A 20,723-nucleotide genomic window follows, 5' to 3' on the forward strand; every position below is an offset into this window, starting at 1 on the left:
GCAGGCGACAGGAAGCGCTTGATTCGGGCCCATCCTTCAGCCGGTCCCGCACCGATGTCGGGCCTGTCTGGCCCTGACTTGGTCTTCGTCCGCACTGCCTCTGCAACTTGCATGTTATTCATTGTGTCGCACCTTCCGTAATCTGGACGAAGTAGGTCTGCAGATCCATGGGGGCGACAATAAGCCCCTTGGGCTGCTCGTCGGGCACCGGCCCCTCGAAGCTGACGCGCAGCAGGTCGCCGATGCGCTGCCTGCTCAGCAGCTGCGGGTCGCCCTGGGCAAGGTAGCCCTCTACATCACGCGGACGTCCAGTGACAGTGTTCCCCAGGGCTGACAGATCATCCACGCTGATAGATCGCAGGACCCGCCCCTGGTGGATGATTGTGGCGCGGGAGATGAGCTGGCTGACCTCGTTGATGATATGTGTAGCGATGATCATGGTCGGTCCACGGCGCTGATAGGCCTCCAGAAGGAAGGAGTAGATCCTCTCCCTGGCTGCCGCATCCATTCCTGTCGTGGGTTCATCCAGAATGAGGTATTCCACAGGCAGGCAGAGTCCGATGATGTCCTTGACCACCTGACGCTGCCCTGTGGAAAGGGAGGCAAAAGTGTCAGTCAGCCTCAATGCGAAGCTTTTAAGAATACTCTCAGCCAAGTGCCAGTCAAAATCACCGTAAAACCCCTCGGCCATGGCAAATGCCTGCCTAATGTGCCGTCGGGATGGATACGGCCAGGTTTCGTTGACCAAGGCCACGCGGCGAACAATTCTTGAGTCGCTGACCAGCCCGCTTCCGTCCAAGTGGACCAGCCCATGGTCAGGAAGTATCCTGCCTGTCATCAGATTGCACAGGGTGGACTTGCCGGCCCCGTTCCGCCCGAAGAGTCCGTATATATTGCCGGGCTCAAAGCAGAGCGAGATCTCATCCAGGGCCTTCAGCTTTCCGTACGATTTGTCCACCTTGGAAACTGTCAGACTCATTGGTAGACCCTTTCTATGATGGCGTCCAGGTCCTCACGGGATACGTCCAGAGACTTGGCTTCTTCGACCAGATCCTGAAACCTTCCGTTCAGGAGTTCACTCCTGCGACGCTCACGAACGCTTCGGCCCGCACCGGCAGTGACAAACATGCCCAGCCCCCGCCGTTTCTCCAGAAGACCCCGGTCGACCAGCAGGTTCATCCCCTTGAGGACGGTTGCCGGGTTGATCTGGTAAGCGGTCGAGATTTCCGTGGTGCTGGGAATCCTTTCACCATCGGCAACCAAACCCTCGGCTATGGCTTCGGCCAACCTGTCCGCCACCTTCACGAAAACGGGCCGACCATCCGGTATTTCGATCGCCATCGTTTGACCGCCTTGTCTGCCTTGAATCAGGGCGTCGAGTTAGGACCCTTACTACTGTTTATTACTTAGTTACTTGAGTAACTAACCAACAGTCTACAATTTGCTTTCCCAACCGTCAAATCATGTGCAGCTTTAATCTGCCCGCTTGCTCAGCACGTATGCTTTTGCCGCCCTCTTTCGTTCCGGCAAGGACGGGCATGTCCTCATGTAATTCTGCCTGGCCGGGATGCCGGACGAGCCCCATTACCTAGAGGGTTGCAGCTGCCAGTAGCTGACGGGTATAGGGCTGATTTGGGTGATCGAGGATGGTCCTCACAGGCCCCTCCTCCACCACCTTCCCCTGGCTGAGCACCATGACCCTGTCCGCGATGTGCTGGACCACGCCCAAATCATGGGAGATGATGATCATGGACATCCCGCTTGACGAATCGCTTTGCTGTCTTGACTGGGCCATGATGGATTGAAGGGTATGGAGAATCCCCACGCGTGCTGAGACGTCGATGGCGCTCATAGGCTCATCGGCCAAGAGTATCCGGGGCTTGACGACCAGGGCCCGGGCTATGGCCGCCCGCTGGGCCTGGCCACCTGATAGATCAGAAGGATAAGCCGTCATGATCCTGTCCGGATCAAGTTGAACCTCTGACAGCGCCTCGGCCACCTGATCAGCAAGGTCTCGCTCCTTCTGATATCGATACCATACGCGCCCACTCTCCCTGCGCTTGGCAGCCAAAAGAGGCTCGGCGACCGACCGGCCGATGGTCCACCGAGGGTCCAAGGAGACAAAAGGGTTCTGGAAGACCAGAGCAGAGTCCCGGGCAAGCGCCTTGGCGGCCGGAGAACCATGCAGAACTGGCCTGCCCTGATATGTCACCTGTCCGGCATCAGGCCTCAACTGACCCAAAAGCAGACGGGAAAGTGTGGTTTTCCCCGAACCAGACTCCCCTATAATCGCCAAGCACTCCCCCGGCTGGAGGGAGACATCGATTCCGTCAACCGCAGCCTTTCGAGCCATGCCGCTGCCGTTGGAGGCATAGACCTTGATCAGGCCCTTCCCGGTCAGGATCGGATCGGCATGCGCATCGTCAGTCGTCCTCATGCTTGCCTCCATCTGCGCTCAGCGTCAACTCCTTGGCCGCTGTCACTAAAGTCCTGCCCTGTGGACTGGATGGATTGCGCAGAATGCTCTGCGTTTGTCCGCTTTCCACCACTCGGCCCGCGTCAAGGATGTAACAGTAATCAGCAACCCGGGCCAGGACGGAGAAATCATGGGTGATGAACAGCAGGGAGGCCCCACTCTGATCAACCAGCGAGACCAACAGGTCCACAATCTGCCGCTGGGTGATGGCATCCAGGGCCGTGGTCGGCTCGTCCGCCAGGATCAGTCTGGGCTTGGTGACCAGGGCTGTAGCTATGGCCGCCCGCTGCTGTTGACCCCCGGACAGCTCATGTGGATAGGAGCCGGCCAGTTCCGCATCCAACCCGACCTGGGACAATATCTCCATGACTCGTCTGCGCCTTTCCTGGGCGCTCAGACGGTAGTGGCGACGGAGAGGCAGCTCGACCTGACTGTAAATTTTCTTGACCGGGTTCAGGGCCGTGGAAGGATTCTGAAAGATCATGCCCATCCGGGAACCGCGAAGGTCCGCCAGGGACCGGTCATCCGAACCGAGAATCTGAAACCCGTCCACCAGAATGGATCCCGACAGGGAGGCCGTCAGCGGTGCGGTGCCCAGAACGCTGCGGGCTATCATCGACTTTCCGGAGCCAGAGGAGCCGATCAGGCCGACCCTTTGGCCGTCTGCCACCTTGAGGTCCACCTGGTCAAGAATGGTGCGTCCATTGATGGACAGGCTCAGGCCGTCAATACTCAGGGACATCATCGACCTCCCTCGCCTGCATGGATTGCATTCTCGACATGACGACCGGAGTCATCTAATTGTGCAGACATCTCCTGGCGCTCCTCAGACGGGAGAGCGGATCGTCCAGCGGCAGCCACGGCTGCTCTGAGAGTGGGGTTAGTAACCGGATCGATGGCATCACGCAGGGCATCACCGAACAGGTTCAGCGCCACCACAACCATGGTGACCACCAAGCCGGGCCAGAGCACGGTCAACGGAAAGACGTTGATGAACTTGACCGAGGTAGTCAGCGAATGACCCCAGGAGGGCAGGCCAGAGGGAACGCCCACCCCCAGGTAGGTCAACCCTGCCTCAGCCAGAACGGAGGTACCCGCCGACATGGAAAGCTGCACGCACAGGACAGGAACGACATTGGACACCAGGTGGGTGCAGAATATTCTGAAGGACCCGACCCCGCTGTTCCGGGCAGCTTGAACGTAGTCCGACTCTGCCGCCAGGAGCGCCTGAGGCCGTACGATCCGGGCCAGGTTGAGTCCGTAACCGAATCCGCAGGCTACGACGACCACGGCAATGCTGGGACCCAGGGGGACAGCCAGGATCAGGGCCAGCAGAACTGTGGGCAGGGAAATCAGAGCGTCGACCAGGACTACGACCGTCTGCGATACTCCTGAACGGCGCGAGACCATAGCCATGACCAGAAGGAGTCCCAATACGCCTGACAGGACGACCGCCAGAAGACTGATGACGAGGTTGGTGGCTGACCCGGCCATCAGCCAGGAGAGAATGTCTGCCCCGGTGCCGTCCGTACCCAGAAGGTGGACGCGGCTGGGTGCCTGCCAGATCCGGTACCCGTCGGTGGTCCAAATAGGGACCGGGGTCCAGAACCTGGAGACCAGGGAGACCAAGATCCAAATGGCCAGAACAATCAGCGAGTATCGCCCTGACGCCTTGCGCCACATGCTGGCCAGCACCACCCGCATCCGTCCGAAAAATCCCAGTCGGCCGGGAAAGGCTGCTCTCGATCCCAAACGAGGCCTGTCTGCATGCTCCCAGCTCATCAGTCAGCCGCCTCCTGCCTGGCCGCACCTCGAAAACGCGGATCGATCAGCCTATGGATAACGTCCACCAGCAGTCCCAGGAAGAGGAAGAAAGCTGCCAGAAGAAGCAGCTCGGACTGAACGGCCGGAAGATCCCGGTTGCCCACATCGGTGATCAGCATGGAGCCCAGTCCCGGAAGGGCGAACAGGTTCTCGCTGACCATGACACCCGTAATCATCTCAGCCATGGTCAGCCCGACCACCGAAACCAGCTGAGGAGAGGCCAGCCGCAGACCGATCCGTAGAGCAGCCTGGGTCCGAGTCATCCCGCAGGCCATGCCCATGTCCACATACCCCGAAGAGAGCATGTCGCCTAACAAAGAGCGGGTATATCGCATGATGCCGGCGCCTACGATGATGCCGGTGGACAGAGCAGGCAGAATCAAGCACGCCAGGGCCTGCCCCGGCCGAGCCCAGCCGAGAGCAGGGAAGCCCTGGGAGGGCAGCAGGCCAACCAGACCACTCCCCTTGGCGAAGAGCATGATCAGAAGCAGTCCTGACCAGAGGGCCGGCACGGATCCACCTACGATGGCTACCATGTGGCTGAAGGACTGCATCCGTGGCGAGCGCGCCAGAGCCGCCGCACAGCCCAGGGGAATGCCCAGCAGCAGAGCCACACACAGGCCCAAAAGAATCAGCGGGAAGGTGATCTGGGCCCGGATGCCCACCTGGGAGGCGATGGAACGGTTGGTCAGAATGGACCTGCCCAGGTCCCCTTTCAGAAAGTCGCTGATCCAATCCAGATACTGCCTTGGGTAGGAGCGGTCCAGACCCATCTGCCGACGGAGCCGGTCGACACGCTCGGGCGGGGCATCCAGTCCGGCCATGACGGCGGCCACATCCCCGGGCAAGATGCGCAGGGCCAGGAAGATCAGCAGGGAGATGCCCATCAACGCCAAAACGAAGAGCACCAGACGCCGCATCAGGAATCTGACCATGGTCATCCCCGCCTATAAGTCACGTCGGACAGGGGCATGAGGGACTGGTTCAGATCGACCGGGAAGCCCTCCAACCCTGTCCGCCAGGCCGTGGTCACCCGGTAGTTGAAGAGCCAGTCCGCCGCCGCATCGCTGCTGACAATACGGGCGGCCTGAGCTAGGAGCCTGTTGGAATCATCGGCGGAGGTCGTGACCATGGCCTTCTGGTAGAGCTCTTGGACCTGACGATTGTCATAGTTGTAGTAGTAGCCAGGATTGGCCCACTGATGGAAATCGTGACTCTCGCCATGATCCACCAGAGACAGGTCATAGTCCTTGTTGGCATGTACGTCCTGCAGCCATACCGAAAACTCCACCACCCTCACATCCAGGTCAATGCCCACCTGGCGCAGCTGCGAGCGCAGCTGATCACCCAACTCGCTGCCGTAGGTGTTGGCGTAGGTCAACCGCAGCCTGAGACGGTGGTCGGGACCATACCCAGCCTGGGCCAGGAGCCTCCGTGCCTGCTCCGGATCGTGGGGGTAAAGACCGGTCAAATCCTGATAGCCGGGATCCAGAGAGGGTATGGGTCCGCCCAAGGCCCTGTCCGATCCGCCTCGGGAGGCAATCAGCTGCCGATGGTCAATGGCATGGCGGATGGCCTGACGTACCCGCGGGTCGGATGTAGCGGCACCCTTGCCATTCATGGCTAGGACGTACTTGTCGGTGTCGTCGCCCGCCTTGACCTGGAAGTCGGGGCTGTTGCGGAATGGGCTGGCCAGGTTCTCGGTGACAGGAGCCAGCACCTGCACATCCCCGCTGCGCAGGGCGTTGACGGCGGCGTTGTCGTCATTGAGGTAGCGGATGACGATGGTTGGCGTCTTAGGCTTGTCGCTGCCCCAATAGTGAGGATCGGCCTTGAGCGTGACCGAATCGTTTGGTCGGAAGCTTTCCAGCAGGTATGGGCCGGATCCCACGGCCTGGGTCTTCATGTCATAATCGGCCCGCCGGTCAAAGACCAGACCAGCCCGGCCGCTCAGCTGCCAGAGCAGATCCTGGTATGGTCTGGACAGCGCCAGGCGCACCGTCAGCGGATCTGTGGCCTGAACGCCCTGGAAGCCCTCCAGCATCTCGCTGCCCTGATAATGGCCTGCCATGAGCCCACGAATGGAGTCGACCACGTCCTGCGCCTGAAGAGCATGGCCGTTGGAGAAGCGGATGCCCTCATGCAGGTGGAAGGTGTAGACCAGGCCGTCCTCGGAGACATTCCAGCTCCTGGCCAGCCCCGGACGCACCCGATTCCGGGAATCCCGCGACACCAGGCCCTGATAGACGTTGCCGATCAAAAGCTGATCCAACGCCGTGCCTGACTGGTTGCGAATGTCCAGATTGGTGGGAGCCAGCTTGAGCCCCACCGTGACTGTATCGGCCACGGTTCCGCCTCCAGCCTGACCGGAGGCTCCACGATGCCCGGTCCACAGGGAGAAAGCCAAGGCCAGGGCCAACAGGAGACTGAGCAGCTTCCAGGGCAAGGTGTTGCCGCCCGACCTCATGGGCCTGATCCTGGCATTGAGTTCGGGGTCAGTGCTGGGGCCTGGCTCCTGAGCCGTATCCGTATCTGTTGCGGTCACGCTGCCATGAGCATGCGTGCCGTGTCGATCTGCATTCATTGACGAATCCTTATGATGCGGTTGACCGCCATTCTGGTCGATCACCGCCCACCAGCATACTCCCCGAAGCCATCACCTCGGCTTATGCGCTTAGGATGGATTCGGAAAGCGTCACGCGCCCGGACGACGGCAGGGAGGAAGAGACATGCTGCTGGCCATCGACATCGGCAACACCAACATCGAGGTCGGATTCATGGAGGGCGACCAGGTCGCCGCCTCCTATAGGCTGACCACAAGAATCGACCACACGGCCGACGAGTTCGGGCTTCTGCTGGGGCAGCTCATGGCCTTGGCCGGCTACAAGACTGCGGATGTTCAGGATGTCATCATCTCCTCGGTGGCTCCTGCGGTCATGCATGCCGTCAGGTCCTGCCTGATCCGTTTCTTTTCCATCGACCCCATGGTGGTAGGCCCCGGCGTGAAGACAGGCATGAACATCCGTTTGGACGACCCGCGTTCCCTGGGCGCCGACTGCTTGGCCGACTGCGTAGGCGCATTCAACCGTTACGGAGGGCCGGTTTTGGTCATCGATTTCGGCACAGCCACAACATTCAACTATGTGGATGACAAGGGCGCCATTCGCTCAGGCCTGATCGTGCCTGGCATCCGCTCGGGGGCCCAGGCCCTTGCCGGTCAGACCGCCCAGCTGCCCCAGGTGGAGATCACCCGCCCTCAGACCATCAGGGCGACGGGCACCAGGACCGCCATGCAGGCCGGACTCTACTACAACTTCCTCGGTGGCTTGGAGCGAATCATCCGCCAATACCGTAGCGAGATAGGCCGGGACTTTCACGTGGTGGCCACGGGCGGCATGGGCCGTACATTCTCACAGGACACTGACCTGATCGAGGTCTACGATCCCGAGCTGATATTCGCCGGCATGTACAGGATTCACCAGCTCAATGCCGATGGCCGACCACACGCTGCACCAAAGCGCCATTGACCTGCAGACTGGCCTGCTGACCATCCCCGTCGATGCTGGCCAGTGAGCCCACCAGAACCTGGCCCTCCAGCTGAACCTGCACCGGATGCCTGGTCCGGTTGAACAGAAAGACGAAGCGCGTCCGATCATCCTGGCTGACTCGCTCAACTCTCAACAGATCGGAATCGCCCTGGGCCGACCTCATTTCGGCGACATCCAGGGCCTCCAGCAGGGCAGGAATAACCTTGGCCAGACCTTGGGCATCCATACGGCAACCCAGGTAGGCGGCCTTGCCATGACCCCAGTTATGAACGGTCATGGCCGGCATGCCGTCCATCCCCGTCCAGGGATCCGCCCGGTAGCTTGCCAGGACCTTGGTACCCTTGTCCAGGTAACCGATGACATCGGCCCAGTCGTGGGCCGTAACCCCGTTGGTCAGGTCCAGATGGTCCAACAGACCAGGCGTGCCGGGAGCCATGGGTGCGAACTCCTCAACCGACAGACCCAGCAGGTCCCGAAGGGGCCCCGGATACCCGCCGGTCCAAACGCGGTCCTGCTCGTCGGCGATACCGCTGCCCCAGGTGACGATCAGCCGCCCTCCACTGTGTACATACTTGTGCAACCGCTTGGAGAGATCGGCATCAATCAGGTAGAGGGCCGGCAGGACCACAAGCGGATACTCCTCCCAGGTAGCCCTGACGGGCAGGACATCAGGACGGATGGCGTTGTCCAGAAAGGCCCGGTACCAGACCGGCGGCTCCTGGCCATGCCCGACCCTGTCGCTGGGTGAGGCTGTATGAGAGCTGGCCCACTGGCTTGCATAGTCGAAGACCAGAGCCACCGGAGCATTGGCCAGCGTGCTGCCGGCCAGACCAGCCTGCGAGAGCCCCTGCAGGTCCCCTCCCAGCTGACAGACATCCCGGAAGACCGCCGTGTCCTCACCAGCATGAGGCAGCATGGCCGAGTGGAACTTTTCCGCGCCAGCCCGGGACTGCCTCCACTGGAAGTAACAGATGGCATCAGCACCGAACGCGAGATGAGCCAGGGAATCACGCTCCAGCTGTCCAGGCTCCTTGCGGGGGTTGACCGGCCGCCAGTTGACCGCCGATGTGGACTGCTCCATAAGCCACCAGGGACGCCGACGGGCAATCGCATCCACCAGGCTGGAAGAATAGGCCAGCTCCTCCAGATGATCCCTGCCCGGCATCGCATAGTGGTCATTGGCCACAAAGTCCACCTGGTCGCCCCAGTCGTCGTAGTCCAGGGTGAATCCGCCGGCGCTGACCATGAAGTTGGTGGTCAAAGGTATATCCGGGGTGATCTCAGCCAGGGTGTCACGCTCGGCCATATAAAAATCCTTGAGGGCATCGGAGCTGAACCGCTCAAAGTCCAGCATGCGTCCCGGATTCTGGAAATTCCCCTGGCCGATGAAACGCGGTGGCAGAATCTGCGAGAAATCACTCAGCCTCTGCGACCAGAAATCCGTCCCCCAGGCTTGGTTGACGGCGTCGATATCCTTGTAGCGGCGACGGCACCACCGCTGGAAGGCCCTCATGGCATCGTCGGAATAGTCGAAGCGATTGTGGCAGCCATATTCGTTGCCCACATGCCAGGCCACCAAATAGGGGTTGTCCCGGTAGTGCTCGGCCATGGCCCGGCAGAGCTTCAAAGCGTAGGAGCGGAAGATCGGCGAGGTGGGCCGCCAGTGCTGCCGGGCACCGGGCCAAACCGTGTCGCCACGCTCGTCCCTGAGCAGGACTTCGGGATGGGCCTGGGTCAGCCAGAGCGGCGGCGAGGCCGTGGCCGAGGCCAGGTTGACCCCGATGCCCGCCCGACCGAGCTTGTCGATGATCCGGTCCAACCAATCGAAGTCGAAAACACCCTCGCTGGGCTCAATGCGCGACCAAGAGAAGACCGCCAGGGCCACCACGTTGACCCCTGCCTTGGTCATCAGCATGATATCCTCATCCCAAACATCCTCGGGCCACTGGTCGGGGTTGTAATCACAGCCGTACCAGAGGGACTGCTGACCCTTGAGATGCTTGGGCCATCGATAGGCCCGCCGTGTCGGTTTGCTCATGGGTAGAACCTCCTGGTCCGTCTCAATTTTCGGACGGGGATGCCTGCCGCGTCCACGTCGTCCCACGGCTCCGGGATCCCCAGACCATTATGTCCCACCAGGCTGACTATTCAGGCCTCTCCCTGAGGTTCCAAGGGAACGGAGGAGGTGAAGATGCGCTCAACCCCGGTGAACGGGTCGGTGAACTCCAGGCGACGGGCTACCAATTGCAGTGGTCGGGAGAAGTCGTCATAGGCCCGGGTCTGGATTCTGGGGTAAAGATCGTCGCCCACTATGGGCAGGCCTAGGGCGTTCATGTGCACGCGAAGCTGATGGGTCTTACCTGTCTGCGGGTAGAGCGTGTAGGTGGCAAGACATCCCTGGCCCGCTGTCAGCTCGACCCTGGTAATGGCATTGACAGGTCCGCGTTCCTCCCAGGCCTGGAGAATCCCTCGGCGTTTGATCACCCTGGAGCGGCGCTCTAGCGGGAAGACCCTGGGCGGATCCAGGTGTTGCACCGTACCGGTCCGCGGATGAAGTATGGGTCGTACCGGCGCCAGGCACTGGTAGACCTTGCGCACGCGATGCTCCTGGAAGAGCATCTGATAGGCCCGTCTGGCAGCCGGGTCGCGCACCAGGACCAGCACACCTGCGGTGGCTCTGTCCAGCCTGTGGGCAGGTATGATGTCGGGCTCCCCGTACTGCTGGCGCATTCGAATAAGCACGGTACCCTCGTACCACATCCCCCTAGGCATGGTAGCTAGGAAGTGGGGCTTGTCGACCACAATGATGCGGCGATCTTCGTAGATGACTTTAGGCTCAAAAGGGATTTGCGGCTCCTCCAGAACGATCCGATGCCCCCGCTCCTCGGACCCGACGACCATGGACAACCTCTATTCCACAGTGACCGACTTGGCCAGGTTGCGGGGCTTGTCCACATCCAGGCCCTTGAGCCGGGCCATGTCCAGAGCGAACAGCTGCAGGGGAACCACATCCACCAGAGGGCTGAGCAGGGTCGGGCATGGCGGACGCCAAAAGACCACATCAGCATAGCGGTCGGCATCCGGATCGCCCTCCTCGGCTACGACGATGGTGAAGGCACCGCGTGCCTTGACCTCCTCGATGGCCGAGATGACCTTGTCGTGCAGCACATTGCGGCCCCGGGCGCTGGGGACGATGACCACCACAGGCTCCCCCGGCTCCACCAGGGCGATGGGCCCATGCTTGAGCTCGCCGGCGGCGAACCCCTCGGTAAAGATGTAGGCGATCTCTTTGAGCTTGAGCGCCCCCTCCAGAGCTACCGGATAACCCACATGCCGCCCCAGAAAGAGGAAGGAACGGGCCTTGGACATGCGCTGGGCCGTCTGGTTGATGACATCGGCCTGACTGTCCAGCACCTTCTGGATCTTGGCAGGCATGGCCTTGAGATTGTCGATGGTCTGGTGGATCTCGTCCCGATACATGGTTCCCTTGACCTGGGCCAGGTAGAGCCCAAGCAGGTAGGCCGCCACAATCTGAGCCAGGAAAGCCTTGGTGGAGGCCACAGCCACCTCGGGACCGGCGTGCGTGTAGAGCACAGCATCGGACTCCCTGGGGATGGTGGATCCCTGGGTGTTGCAGATGGCCAGGACCCGTGAACCCTGCTCTCGTGCGTGCCGAAGCGCCATCAGCGTGTCCATGGTCTCCCCGGACTGGGAAATGGCCACGACCAAGGTGCGCTGGGTCAGAATGGGATCACGGTAGCGGAACTCATGGGCCAGTTCGACCTCCACCGGAATGCGAACCCAGTGCTCGATGGCGTACTTGGCCACCAGCCCTGCGTAGGAGGCTGTTCCGCAGGCCACAACGATGATCTTGTCGATCTGGCGGAAGACATCCTCGTCGATGTGGACCTCATCCAGGTCCAGGTCGCCCGACTCGTCGTACCGGCCCAGCAGGGTGTTGGAAACCGCCGCCGGATCCTCGTGGATCTCCTTGTCCATGAAGGAGTCCCACCCGCCCTTTTCGGCGGCCGATGCATCCCAGTCGATGGTATAGCAGCGGGGATGCTCCACCGGATGCCCCTGGAAGTCGGTGACCAAGACCCGGTCCGCACTGATGCAGACAGCCTGGTCCTGCCCCAACTCCATAGCCTGACGGGTATAGGCCACGAAGGCCGCTACATCGGAGCCCAGGTAGTTCTCTCCGTCCCCAAGACCGACCACCAGCGGTGAATCGTGTCGGATGCCCACCACCAGATCAGGCTGCCGTGAATCCACAGCCAGGATGGTGAAAGCCCCTTTGAGCATGCGGGCCAGCCGCCTGATGGCCTCGAAGATGTCTGGCTGGCCAGTGGCGTCGATAATCTCCTGGGCGATCTTGCCCAGAAGCTTGGCAGCCACCTCGGTGTCCGTGGAGGACACGAAAGTATAACCTTCGGTCTCCAAGTCCAGCCGCAGCCTGGAGGCGTTCTCGATGATCCCGTTGTGGATCAGCGCGACCTTGCCATCACGGCTGATGTGGGGATGGGCGTTGACGTCAGTGGGTTCGCCATTGGTGGCCCAACGGGTGTGGCCGATGCCCACGGTGGCCTCGGGCATGGGCTTGGCCTTCAGATCTGCAACCAGATTGCCCAGGCGCCCGGCCTTCTTGCGCACGGCCACCCGCGCCATCCCAGGGGCAGCCAGGGCCACTCCGGCCGAGTCATAACCACGGTACTCCAAGCGTTCCAGACCCTTGAGGCAGACCTCCAAGGGCCTGCCACAGGCCGTCCGTACTGATCCCGCATAACCGACGATTCCGCACATGGGCCCCAGTCTAGCCATGGGAGCTCGGCCGCCGACCATCCAGAAGGCTTCTTGCCGGAATTTCTACAACCTGAACAGTGGCTGCTTCTAGAGCACGGTATGCAGGAACTCAGTGAACCGCTCGGTGCGAGGATGGTCGATGATGTCAGGGCCTCCCTGTTCCACCACGACACCCTGGTCCATGAAAACGATCTGCTCGGCCACCTCGCGGGCGAAGCCCATCTCATGGGTGACCACCACCATGGTCATACCCTGTTGAGCAACCTGCCGCATGACCCCTAGAACCTCCCCCACCAGCTCTGGATCCAGGGCTGAGGTGGGCTCGTCAAAGAGCATGATGTCAGGGTGCATGGCCAAGGCTCGTGCGATGGCCACACGCTGCTGCTGGCCGCCGGAGAGCTGAGCGGGATAGTAGTCCATCCTGTCCTCGAGCCCTACACGTTCCAGCTGGGCCTGAGCCTCCTTGCGGGCATCGGTCTTGGGAACCCTACCCACATGGACCGGCGCCTCCATGACGTTCTCCAAGGCAGTCATGTGGGGGAAGAGGTTGAAACGCTGGAAGACCATGCCGATCTTGGAGCGCTGCCTGGCAATGGCCTTATCATCCAGGGTCTGCAGCACTGGACCCTTGCCGGTGTCGACCTTCCGGTAACCGGTCAGTTCGCCGTCCACGTAGATTTCGCCGGCTGTACGGGTCTCCAACTGGTTGATCAGCCGCAACAAGGTTGACTTGCCTGAGCCGGAAGGTCCTAGAACAGCCGTTACCGTGCCGGGCATGACCTCCAGGTTGATTCCCCGCAGCACATGCTGGTCGCCGAATACCTTGTGCACATTCCTGATGACGATGGCCGGATCCTTACCGCTTTGACCGTCTTTCCTGGTCTGCCTGTCCTCGTCCATGATTCTCCTTCTGCCCTCAGGCGTTCAGTCCGGCCATCATGACCTTGTTGACCTTGTCGGTCTCCTGACGGGTCTGCGGGTCATCGCCATCCTTGCCGCCCTTGGCCTCTGACCCAGCCAGGGGACGCGAGTCGAAACCCTTGCCGAAGTGTTTCTCCAGCTGAGCCTGGATGACCATCAGAACGGAGGTGATGACCAGGTACCAGATGCAGGCCACAATCAACAGCGGGATGGTCTTGTAGATACGGTTGGCAATGGCGTTGGTGGCGAACTGGAGCTCCAGGGTGAAGGGCACGGCAAGAGCCAAGGATGTGGTCTTAAGCATGCCAATGGTCTCATTGCCGGTAGGCGGCACAATGATGCGCATGGCCTGAGGCAGGACGATCCGCCGCATGATCATGGACGGGGGCATGCCCAGAGCCTTGGCTGCCTCCTCCTGGCCGGGATCCACAGCCTCGATGCCGGCACGGACAATCTCGGAAAGATAGGCGGCCTCGTTGAGCCCCAAGCCCAGAACCGTAGCCACGGTGGCGTTCAGCACGGTCTTGGTGTCGATGCTCCAGAATTCAGGCCCGAAGGGGATGCCGACGGCCAGCTTAGGAATCAATACGGAAAGCAGGCCCCAGAAGACCAGCTGGGTGTACACAGGAGTGCCGCGGAAGAACCAGATGAAGAACCAGCTGACCCAGCGCAGCACCGGATTGGATGATTTGCGCATGACCGCCAGGATGATGGCCAGGATTGTAGCCAGGACCATGGCGTAGACGGTCAGCAGAAGGGTCCACTTGATGCCGTCAAGGACGTGCTCGTTGAAAAGATACTTCCAGACCGTGGGCCAATCAAAATTGGGATTGGTCACCATGCCGTGGATCAGCATGGCCACGAAAATGGCTACGATGACCGCAGCCACGATAGGCCCTGGCTTGCGCACCGGCCTGGCATGTATTCTCCCGGGGATCTGAATCTGGTCCGTCCCCTTCTTGGTATGCATCTCCTGCTTCCTTCCGCACCGATGAACCTATTCAGGCCTAGCCTAGCCGAACCACCTGGCCTTGCCTCAATCAGAGACCGCAGGGTTGATCTCAGCCTTCTCGACTGCGCCGCTCTGAACGCCCCAATTCTTGAGGATCTTGACATAGATGCCGTCGTCGATCAGCTTCTGAAGAGCCGCCTGGGTGGCCTCGGCCATGCCGCTGCCCTTCTTCAGTGCGGCGCCTTGAAGGACGATGTCGGTATCCTTGCCCAGCTTCTCCAGCTGTCCATCGGTCTGCTTGATGGCATACCCGGTCACCTGGGAGTCGGCGTAGAAAACGTCGATCTTGCCGTTGACCACTGCCGTGGCGGCATCAGTCTGCTGCTTGTAAGACTGAACATCCACCGGCTTCTTGCCCTTGGCCTTGCACTCGGCCGAGATCTTGTCGGCAGCCTGCTGCTCTTCGATGGTCCCAGTCTGTACTCCGACCTTGACGCCGCAGATGCCGTCGGGATTGATCTTTGAGGGGTTGCCCTTCTTGACGGCAAAGGCCGTACCCGCCTTGAAAGTGGTGACGAAGTCGACCGACTGCATCCGCTCCTTGGTGATGGTGAAGCTGGAGATGCCAGCATCATACTTGCTGCCGATGGCTGGGATGATGGTATCGAAGGAGGCGCTGACCATCTCCCCCTTGAGCCCCATGACCTTCGCAATGGCGTTCGATAGGTCCACGTCATAGCCAATGGGGGTCTTTCCGTCCTCATTCATGAACTCGCCAGGCGCATATGAGGTCTCCATGCCCACGGTCAGCTTACCGTCCTTGGAAACCGACTCAGGCACCTTGGCCGCAATGGCAGGATCCTTCTTGATGCCGCTGACGTCAAAAGCCGCTGGATGTGAGCTGGTGGTGGCCTTGCCCGATGCACTACTGGTGTCCGCCTCGTCGGTGGTTCCGCAGGCCCCGATGGAGGCCAGCAGGGTGACACTCAGAGCCGCCGCCAACACCGCCTTGATCTTGCCCATGTCTTCTCCTCTTCCGGACCGCCCCGAAGCGACCCCTCATTGCCCTTGATTGACACGCACTATTATGCACACATTTGTATTTTTATGCATACAGATGAAGACTTGCTCCGTTTTTGAAAACTACATACTCTGATGTTTTGGCTCTGTAACAAGCCAAAGGCGCCATCGAGGGCTGCTTATCGACATCGGCCCCGGGCGTGTCGGATCTGCATAGAACGGGAAGCTCTCAGCAGACGACTGTCGGTTGTTATGAGACCGGGAAAATTCAGTAGATTTATCTGAAAATCAAGAAGAGACTAAACCTGAAGCTCAGCCTCGCCGGTTGCGGTAGCGCATGGCCCGTTGAGCCTCGCGGCGGTCCTGCTCCTCCCGCAGAGACTGGCGCTTGTCATACTCGCGCTTGCCTCGTGCCACGGCAATCTCCACCTTGACTCTGCCATCCTTGAAGTACATGCTCAAGGGGACGATCGTGTAGCCCTTGGCCTGAATCTGCCGCTCCAGGCGAAAGATCTGCTTGGCATGGAGGAGCAGCTTGCGTTTGCGCTTGGGTGCGTGGTTGTTCCATGTGCCATTGAGGTATTCAGGGATATTGGCGTTCTCCAACCAGACCTCGTGCCGCCTGTCAATGCTGACGAAAGACTCGGCCAGGGAGGCACGCCCCTCGCGCAGGGACTTGACCTCAGTCCCGGTCAGCGCGATGCCGGCCTCGTACCGGTCCTCGATCTGGTAGTCATGACGGGCCCTGCGGTTCTGGGCGATCATGGATGTACCGGTTTCCTTAGCCATAATATCCTCCTCTTGATCGCGCCAAGGAGGCTACCTGGCACTCCGGACAGCGATAGTAACGTCCCAAGCGGCGGACCTGGCCCGCAACGACATCAGTAATGAATGTATTGGTAGTTGCCGGCCCCATAGACCGTCTCATAAGCGGGGAAGGATGCGAAGCCGGTACCTCCTTGGGAGATGAGCACCGATCCATCTGCATTGACCCGCTCGACCACAGCCACGTGACCATAGGTCCAGTCCGCATTCCAGGAACCGACCCGCTGGCCACGGGCGAAGACCATGGCGGCGCCCACATGCGGAGTGTTGTTGACCAGGTAGCCCAGACTACGTGCCGTATTAGCCCAATCAGCCCCGTTTCCCATATAGGATCCCACAGGCAGGGACAGCTGCGAGCGACGGATGTATGCCCAGAGCGTGCACTGACGAGCAGGATAGGCACTGCCGCCCACCGAGTTGCCGGTGGGATGGCCATAGCAGAACCCCGAGCCCTCAGGGCAATTACCGGGTACCCCATAGTTCATGCCGGAAGCACCTCCACCGCCCCCGTTGCTCGGCTGAGAAGGCCGCGGAGCCGGCGATGGTGCGGATCCGCCTCCGCCGATCTGCTGGGCGCCGCCGGCATGGGGATCAGCACCGCCGCCAGCATTGCCCGTGTTCAAGGAATCAATCATAGACTCGGTGGCCACAATATCAGCGGCCTCACGGGCCGACTGCGTGGTCAGGGCAGCCTTTTGACCCTCCAGCCGCTTGCGTGCTGCGGTTCCTTGGTCGCGCAAGGCCTGCAGGCTGTCCTGCTTGGCCTGTGCCTCGGCTGCAGCCTGCTGGGCTGCCGCCTGCTGCTGGTCGGCCTTGGCCTTCAAGGTGCTGATCTGCTCCTCAATGGCTTCCAGGCGCTGCTTACGGTTCATAGAGGAATTGAGTGTGTTGGCGGCATCATTGGCGGCGTTGGCCTCGGACCGGGTCACGGCCGCATCAGCCTGCATCTTGTCCACAAAGTCCTTGGTACTGGAAGACTTAGTCACCACGTCCATGACCTGGGAGACCTCAGAGCCGCGGAAGCTCTTTCTTGCCATCTGCGCCACACCAGCCTTGGCGTCGTCATAGTCAATGCCAGTCTGACGGATCTTGGTCTCCAAGTCGGCTCGATCCTTCCGGGCCGCCTGCAGACGATCGTTGGTGGCCTGAACCAGGCTGTCTGCTTGCTCGGCCTGCTGCTGGGCTTCGACAGCCTTCTGCTGCGCAGCCGGAATCTGGTTGGCGGTCAAATCGTTGAGACTCAAAATTTGGTTAGCCAGTTCGTTGCTGACACCCGCCAGCTTGCTCTTCAGGGCCTCATGGTTCTGTACCTTTTGTTGATAGCTGCTCCAATCAGCCTGCGCCGGTGCGGGGGCCACTGTCAATCCCAGTATTCCTCCCCCAAACATCATGGCCAACGACCCCACCAGGCCACAGATGGCTTCCAAATGTTTCGTGCGATTCATGGTCAAGTCCTCACTATCACTCATCCATGCTAGTCATCATTATGGCAGAGCTCGTGCCCATAAGGTCGGTCGGCCCGTCGCTGCGGATCAGGTTCGCAGGTACCTCCGCAGGGAGATGGAAGAGGCCAATGCGGACAACAGCATGGCCCCTAGGATCAGCACCGGAGCCATGAGCAGGACTGTGGACTGGTCCACGTAGGGCATCCACTGGACCGTCTGGGCCAGCCAATCCGTGATGAAAAGTTTGACGATGGCGCTCAAAGCGCCGACAGCCAGAAGAGAACCCAGCAAGGATGCCACCACCCCCTCCAGGATGAAAGGCAACCTGATGGTCCAGTTGGATGCTCCCACCAGTCTCATGATCTCCGTCTCGTTTCGACGGGAGGCGGCACTCATCCTGATGGTGGTGCCGGTCAGCAGAATAGCCACAATCACCATGACCACAGCAAGGACCAAGGTGACCGCTGTGGCTCTATTGAGGATTTTGAAGACCGGGTCGAATATCTGACGCTGATCGGAGACCTCCTCCACCCCATCGCGTCCGGACAACACCTCGGAGACCACCTGGTACTTGGTCGGATCCTTGAGCTTTAGACGCAGGGAGGCCTGCATATCTGCCGCAGTCATGGTCCTTCCCTCATAAGTGCCTTCAGGGTACTGCTTGAGGAAGGTGTTCTTGAAGAAGTCCTCACGGCTCTGGTAGGTGATCTTGGCTACGGAGTCGCGCAACTCGGTATTGATGGTGTTCTCCAGCTTGACGATCTCGTCGTTGGTGGGTGCCTTGCCGGTCGCGCATGAAGCCGCCTGGCTGGTGCCATCCGGGCAGAGCCAGACCACTACCTCCACCTGGTCGTACCAGTCTCCCTTAGCTTTGCTGATCTGAGCCTGCATGAGGCCTGAGGCGCCTATGAACAGGAAAGAGATGAAGGTGACCAGCATGACCGAGAGAATCATGGACCCGTTGCGACGCAGGTTGTCCCAGGTGCTGGAAAGGATGAACCGCAGTCTCATCGTGCCGCCTTCTTCTCGTCATCTTGCTCATCCCGAGCCGATGCATCATCATCTCGTTGGGACTTCCTTGATTGCTTGGGGGCTTCAGGCGGTGCAGGAGGTGCCGGTGGGGCCCCCATGGACTCGACACCATGATGATTCTCGCCCATTGATACCTTTTTATTGGCCCTGCTCTTATTGGAGGTCTGTTTTGAGGATTTCGCGACGTCCTGCTTCATCTGGCCTGCAGTCTGACCGGATTTGCCGGTCGATTCCGCTGGGCCGGAACCATCAGACCTCGAATGCTGATCAGGCCTCTTACTCTGTTGCCCAGAAGCAGAAGTCTTGGCATAGGAGTTCTTCATCGGTTGGCGATCTTTGGCGTTGACGTTTTTCTGAGACGCTTTTTCGCCACGATCACGATTGCGGTCATCGTCTTGGTTCTTGTCCCGATCCCGACTGTTCGAATCTCCAGTCTGCCGTTCCTGGAACCTGCTTTCGGCAGTCGGCTTAGGCCGAGCAGCATCGGAATCAGGGGCAGACTTCCGGGATTTCCGGGAAGCTGTATGTTCAGCCTGGAGCTGTTTCGCAGACTCATCACGATCAGTTACTGCCTTGTCGTGTCCTCTGTGGCCGGAACCGTCAGTTGATTGACCTGACCGATCCTGGCCGCCATGGGTCGCAGGCCTGCGGAATCGCTCATCCGAGCCAGAGTCGTTCCCTTGATCGGGCTGCCCTACAGCCGCATCTTCATGCCGATTGGAATCTTCCTGCGCGGATTCAAGACTGCCCAGACCCTTGCCCCAGGTCAGGGTGTCCTCCACCGAGGTGAAGACCTTTCCATAGCGTCCGGTTCTCCCCGAATGCATGGACTTGGCTAGACGTGCGATTCCCTCGTCGCCATACTGGCCCTGGTTGACAGCCTGTGCTGCCGCCTGGACTACCTGCTTGGCCCCCTTGGTTCCATCCGCGATGGGCCCGGTAGCCGAGTTGTTCCCATCCTGCACGACGATCTGCACCGGACGGCGCCCTGCAACTCCAGCCTCGCGCGCACGGTCCAGCGCATCGCCGTCATTTGGATCCCCGATGGCGTGATGAGAGCGCGCTGCAACCTCGGCATCTGGGAAAAATCGCGAAGAATCATAGGAACCATGGGCTTCGTCGCGCATGATCCGACCCGTATGCAACTCCACCACCCGCTTGCGCATGGAGTTGACGATCTCCTCGTTGTGGGTGGCCATGACCACGGTGGTGCCGGTCCTGTTGATGGCGTCCAAGACCTCCATGATGCCCAGGGAGGTGGTGGGATCAAGATTGCCAGTGGGCTCATCCGCCAGCAGAATTTCCGGGTTGTTTACGTAGGCCCGGGCCAGAGCCACTCGCTGAGCCTCACCGCCGGAAAGCTCATGGGGGTAGTTGTGCTCCTTGCCAGTCAAGCCCACGGTCTTGAGCACCTGCGGCACCAGAGTCTTGATGGTGGACCGACGGGCGCCGATGACCTCCAGCGTGAAGGCTACGTTCTGCCATACGGTCTTGTTGTTGAGCAGTTTGTAATCCTGAAAAACGAAACCGATGGAGCGCCGATACCCTGGGATCTCGCGGTTGCGCAGACGTCTTAGGTCGTTGCCGGCCACACGGATCTCGCCCTCGGTAGCCTCCTCCTCACGAAGGAGCAGGCGCAGCAATGTGGTCTTGCCCGATCCGCTGGCGCCTACCAGAAAAACGAAATCCCCACGATTGACATCCAGACTGATGTCATCCAAGGCTGGGCGGGACCCCTTGGGATAGATTTTGGTCACGTCCTTGAGCGAAATCAACGCCATTGACACTCCGTTCCTCGGTATTCACCTACAGAGGCTATCAAGAAGACTGACACTACTCACTCATGAAACACCGACCAAATCGCGGCCGGAAGAAGC

Annotated in this window: 17 protein-coding genes and 1 pseudogene; 1 reads left to right on the top strand and 17 read right to left on the bottom strand. The window is 60.4% G+C overall.

The features are described from left to right. Positions 1-118: 118 nt before the first annotated feature. The 7 genes from H3T90_RS07780 to H3T90_RS07810 form a co-directional block, all read right to left on the bottom strand. Positions 119-979: an ATP-binding cassette domain-containing protein gene (locus tag H3T90_RS07780; RefSeq protein ID WP_198230149.1), complete on the bottom strand. Its 861-nt coding sequence runs from the start codon at positions 977-979 to the stop codon at positions 119-121. Continuing rightward, positions 976-1,341 carry a GntR family transcriptional regulator gene (locus H3T90_RS07785; protein ID WP_015022206.1) on the bottom strand — a complete coding sequence of 122 codons (366 nt, stop codon included), beginning with the start codon at positions 1,339-1,341 and terminating at the stop codon, positions 976-978. Before H3T90_RS07785 ends, H3T90_RS07780 begins: the two co-directional genes overlap by 4 nt. Positions 1,342-1,588: 247 nt before the next feature. Beyond that, positions 1,589-2,437, bottom strand: a complete 849-nt coding sequence (locus tag H3T90_RS07790) for an ABC transporter ATP-binding protein (protein WP_144177478.1) — start codon at positions 2,435-2,437, stop codon at positions 1,589-1,591. Continuing rightward, entirely contained in the window at positions 2,424-3,218 is a 795-nt protein-coding gene (locus H3T90_RS07795; protein WP_144177628.1) for an ABC transporter ATP-binding protein, read from the bottom strand. Before H3T90_RS07795 ends, H3T90_RS07790 begins: the two co-directional genes overlap by 14 nt. Beyond that, on the bottom strand, positions 3,218-4,180 hold the full coding sequence (locus H3T90_RS07800; protein ID WP_232350653.1) for an ABC transporter permease: 963 nt from the start codon (positions 4,178-4,180) through the stop codon (positions 3,218-3,220). Before H3T90_RS07800 ends, H3T90_RS07795 begins: the two co-directional genes overlap by 1 nt. Positions 4,181-4,257: 77 nt before the next feature. Next, a complete protein-coding gene (locus tag H3T90_RS07805) occupies positions 4,258-5,235 on the bottom strand; it encodes an ABC transporter permease (protein ID WP_198230150.1) in 978 nt (325 codons plus the stop codon). 2 nt (positions 5,236-5,237) lie between these two features. Continuing rightward, complete coding sequence (locus H3T90_RS07810) at positions 5,238-6,884, bottom strand: ABC transporter substrate-binding protein (protein ID WP_232350641.1); 1,647 nt, start codon at positions 6,882-6,884, stop codon at positions 5,238-5,240. Positions 6,885-7,029: 145 nt separating this feature from the next. On the opposite strand from H3T90_RS07810, the gene H3T90_RS07815 reads away from it, so the two are divergent. Continuing rightward, complete coding sequence (locus H3T90_RS07815) at positions 7,030-7,827, top strand: type III pantothenate kinase (protein ID WP_198230151.1); 798 nt, start codon at positions 7,030-7,032, stop codon at positions 7,825-7,827. Here H3T90_RS07815 and H3T90_RS07820 read toward each other — a convergent pair. The 10 genes and pseudogenes from H3T90_RS07820 to ftsE all read right to left on the bottom strand — a co-directional run. Further along, positions 7,784-9,886, bottom strand: a complete 2,103-nt coding sequence (locus H3T90_RS07820; protein ID WP_198230152.1) for a beta-galactosidase — start codon at positions 9,884-9,886, stop codon at positions 7,784-7,786. The two genes, H3T90_RS07815 and H3T90_RS07820, sit on opposite strands and share 44 nt — an antisense overlap. 110 nt (positions 9,887-9,996) lie before the next feature. After that, entirely contained in the window at positions 9,997-10,749 is a 753-nt protein-coding gene (locus H3T90_RS07825; RefSeq protein ID WP_198230153.1) for a pseudouridine synthase, read from the bottom strand. A 9-nt stretch (positions 10,750-10,758) separates the two neighbouring features. Further along, on the bottom strand, positions 10,759-12,651 hold the full coding sequence (glmS, locus tag H3T90_RS07830) for a glutamine--fructose-6-phosphate transaminase (isomerizing) (RefSeq protein WP_198230199.1): 1,893 nt from the start codon (positions 12,649-12,651) through the stop codon (positions 10,759-10,761). Positions 12,652-12,738: 87 nt separating this feature from the next. Next, on the bottom strand, positions 12,739-13,551 hold the full coding sequence (locus H3T90_RS07835; RefSeq protein WP_198230154.1) for an amino acid ABC transporter ATP-binding protein: 813 nt from the start codon (positions 13,549-13,551) through the stop codon (positions 12,739-12,741). 16 nt (positions 13,552-13,567) lie between these two features. After that, positions 13,568-14,542 carry an amino acid ABC transporter permease gene (locus H3T90_RS07840; protein WP_198230155.1) on the bottom strand — a complete coding sequence of 325 codons (975 nt, stop codon included), beginning with the start codon at positions 14,540-14,542 and terminating at the stop codon, positions 13,568-13,570. Positions 14,543-14,608: 66 nt separating this feature from the next. After that, entirely contained in the window at positions 14,609-15,547 is a 939-nt protein-coding gene (locus H3T90_RS07845) for an ABC transporter substrate-binding protein (RefSeq protein ID WP_198230156.1), read from the bottom strand. Positions 15,548-15,856: 309 nt separating this feature from the next. Further along, positions 15,857-16,333, bottom strand: a complete 477-nt coding sequence (smpB, locus tag H3T90_RS07850) for an SsrA-binding protein SmpB (protein ID WP_046323204.1) — start codon at positions 16,331-16,333, stop codon at positions 15,857-15,859. A 92-nt stretch (positions 16,334-16,425) separates the two neighbouring features. After that, positions 16,426-17,814 (bottom strand): CHAP domain-containing protein, encoded by a 1,389-nt coding sequence (locus H3T90_RS07855; protein WP_110425660.1) that lies wholly within the window; start codon positions 17,812-17,814, stop codon positions 16,426-16,428. An 87-nt stretch (positions 17,815-17,901) separates the two neighbouring features. Further along, positions 17,902-18,825: a permease-like cell division protein FtsX gene (gene ftsX, locus H3T90_RS07860; RefSeq protein ID WP_046323206.1), complete on the bottom strand. Its 924-nt coding sequence runs from the start codon at positions 18,823-18,825 to the stop codon at positions 17,902-17,904. 770 nt (positions 18,826-19,595) lie between these two features. Beyond that, positions 19,596-20,627, bottom strand: a pseudogene (gene ftsE / locus H3T90_RS08935) (cell division ATP-binding protein FtsE); the annotation flags it as partial. Positions 20,628-20,723 lie beyond the last annotated feature (96 nt).

Source organism: Bifidobacterium polysaccharolyticum (assembly GCF_016101585.1).
Taxonomy (GTDB): domain Bacteria; phylum Actinomycetota; class Actinomycetes; order Actinomycetales; family Bifidobacteriaceae; genus Bombiscardovia; species Bombiscardovia polysaccharolytica.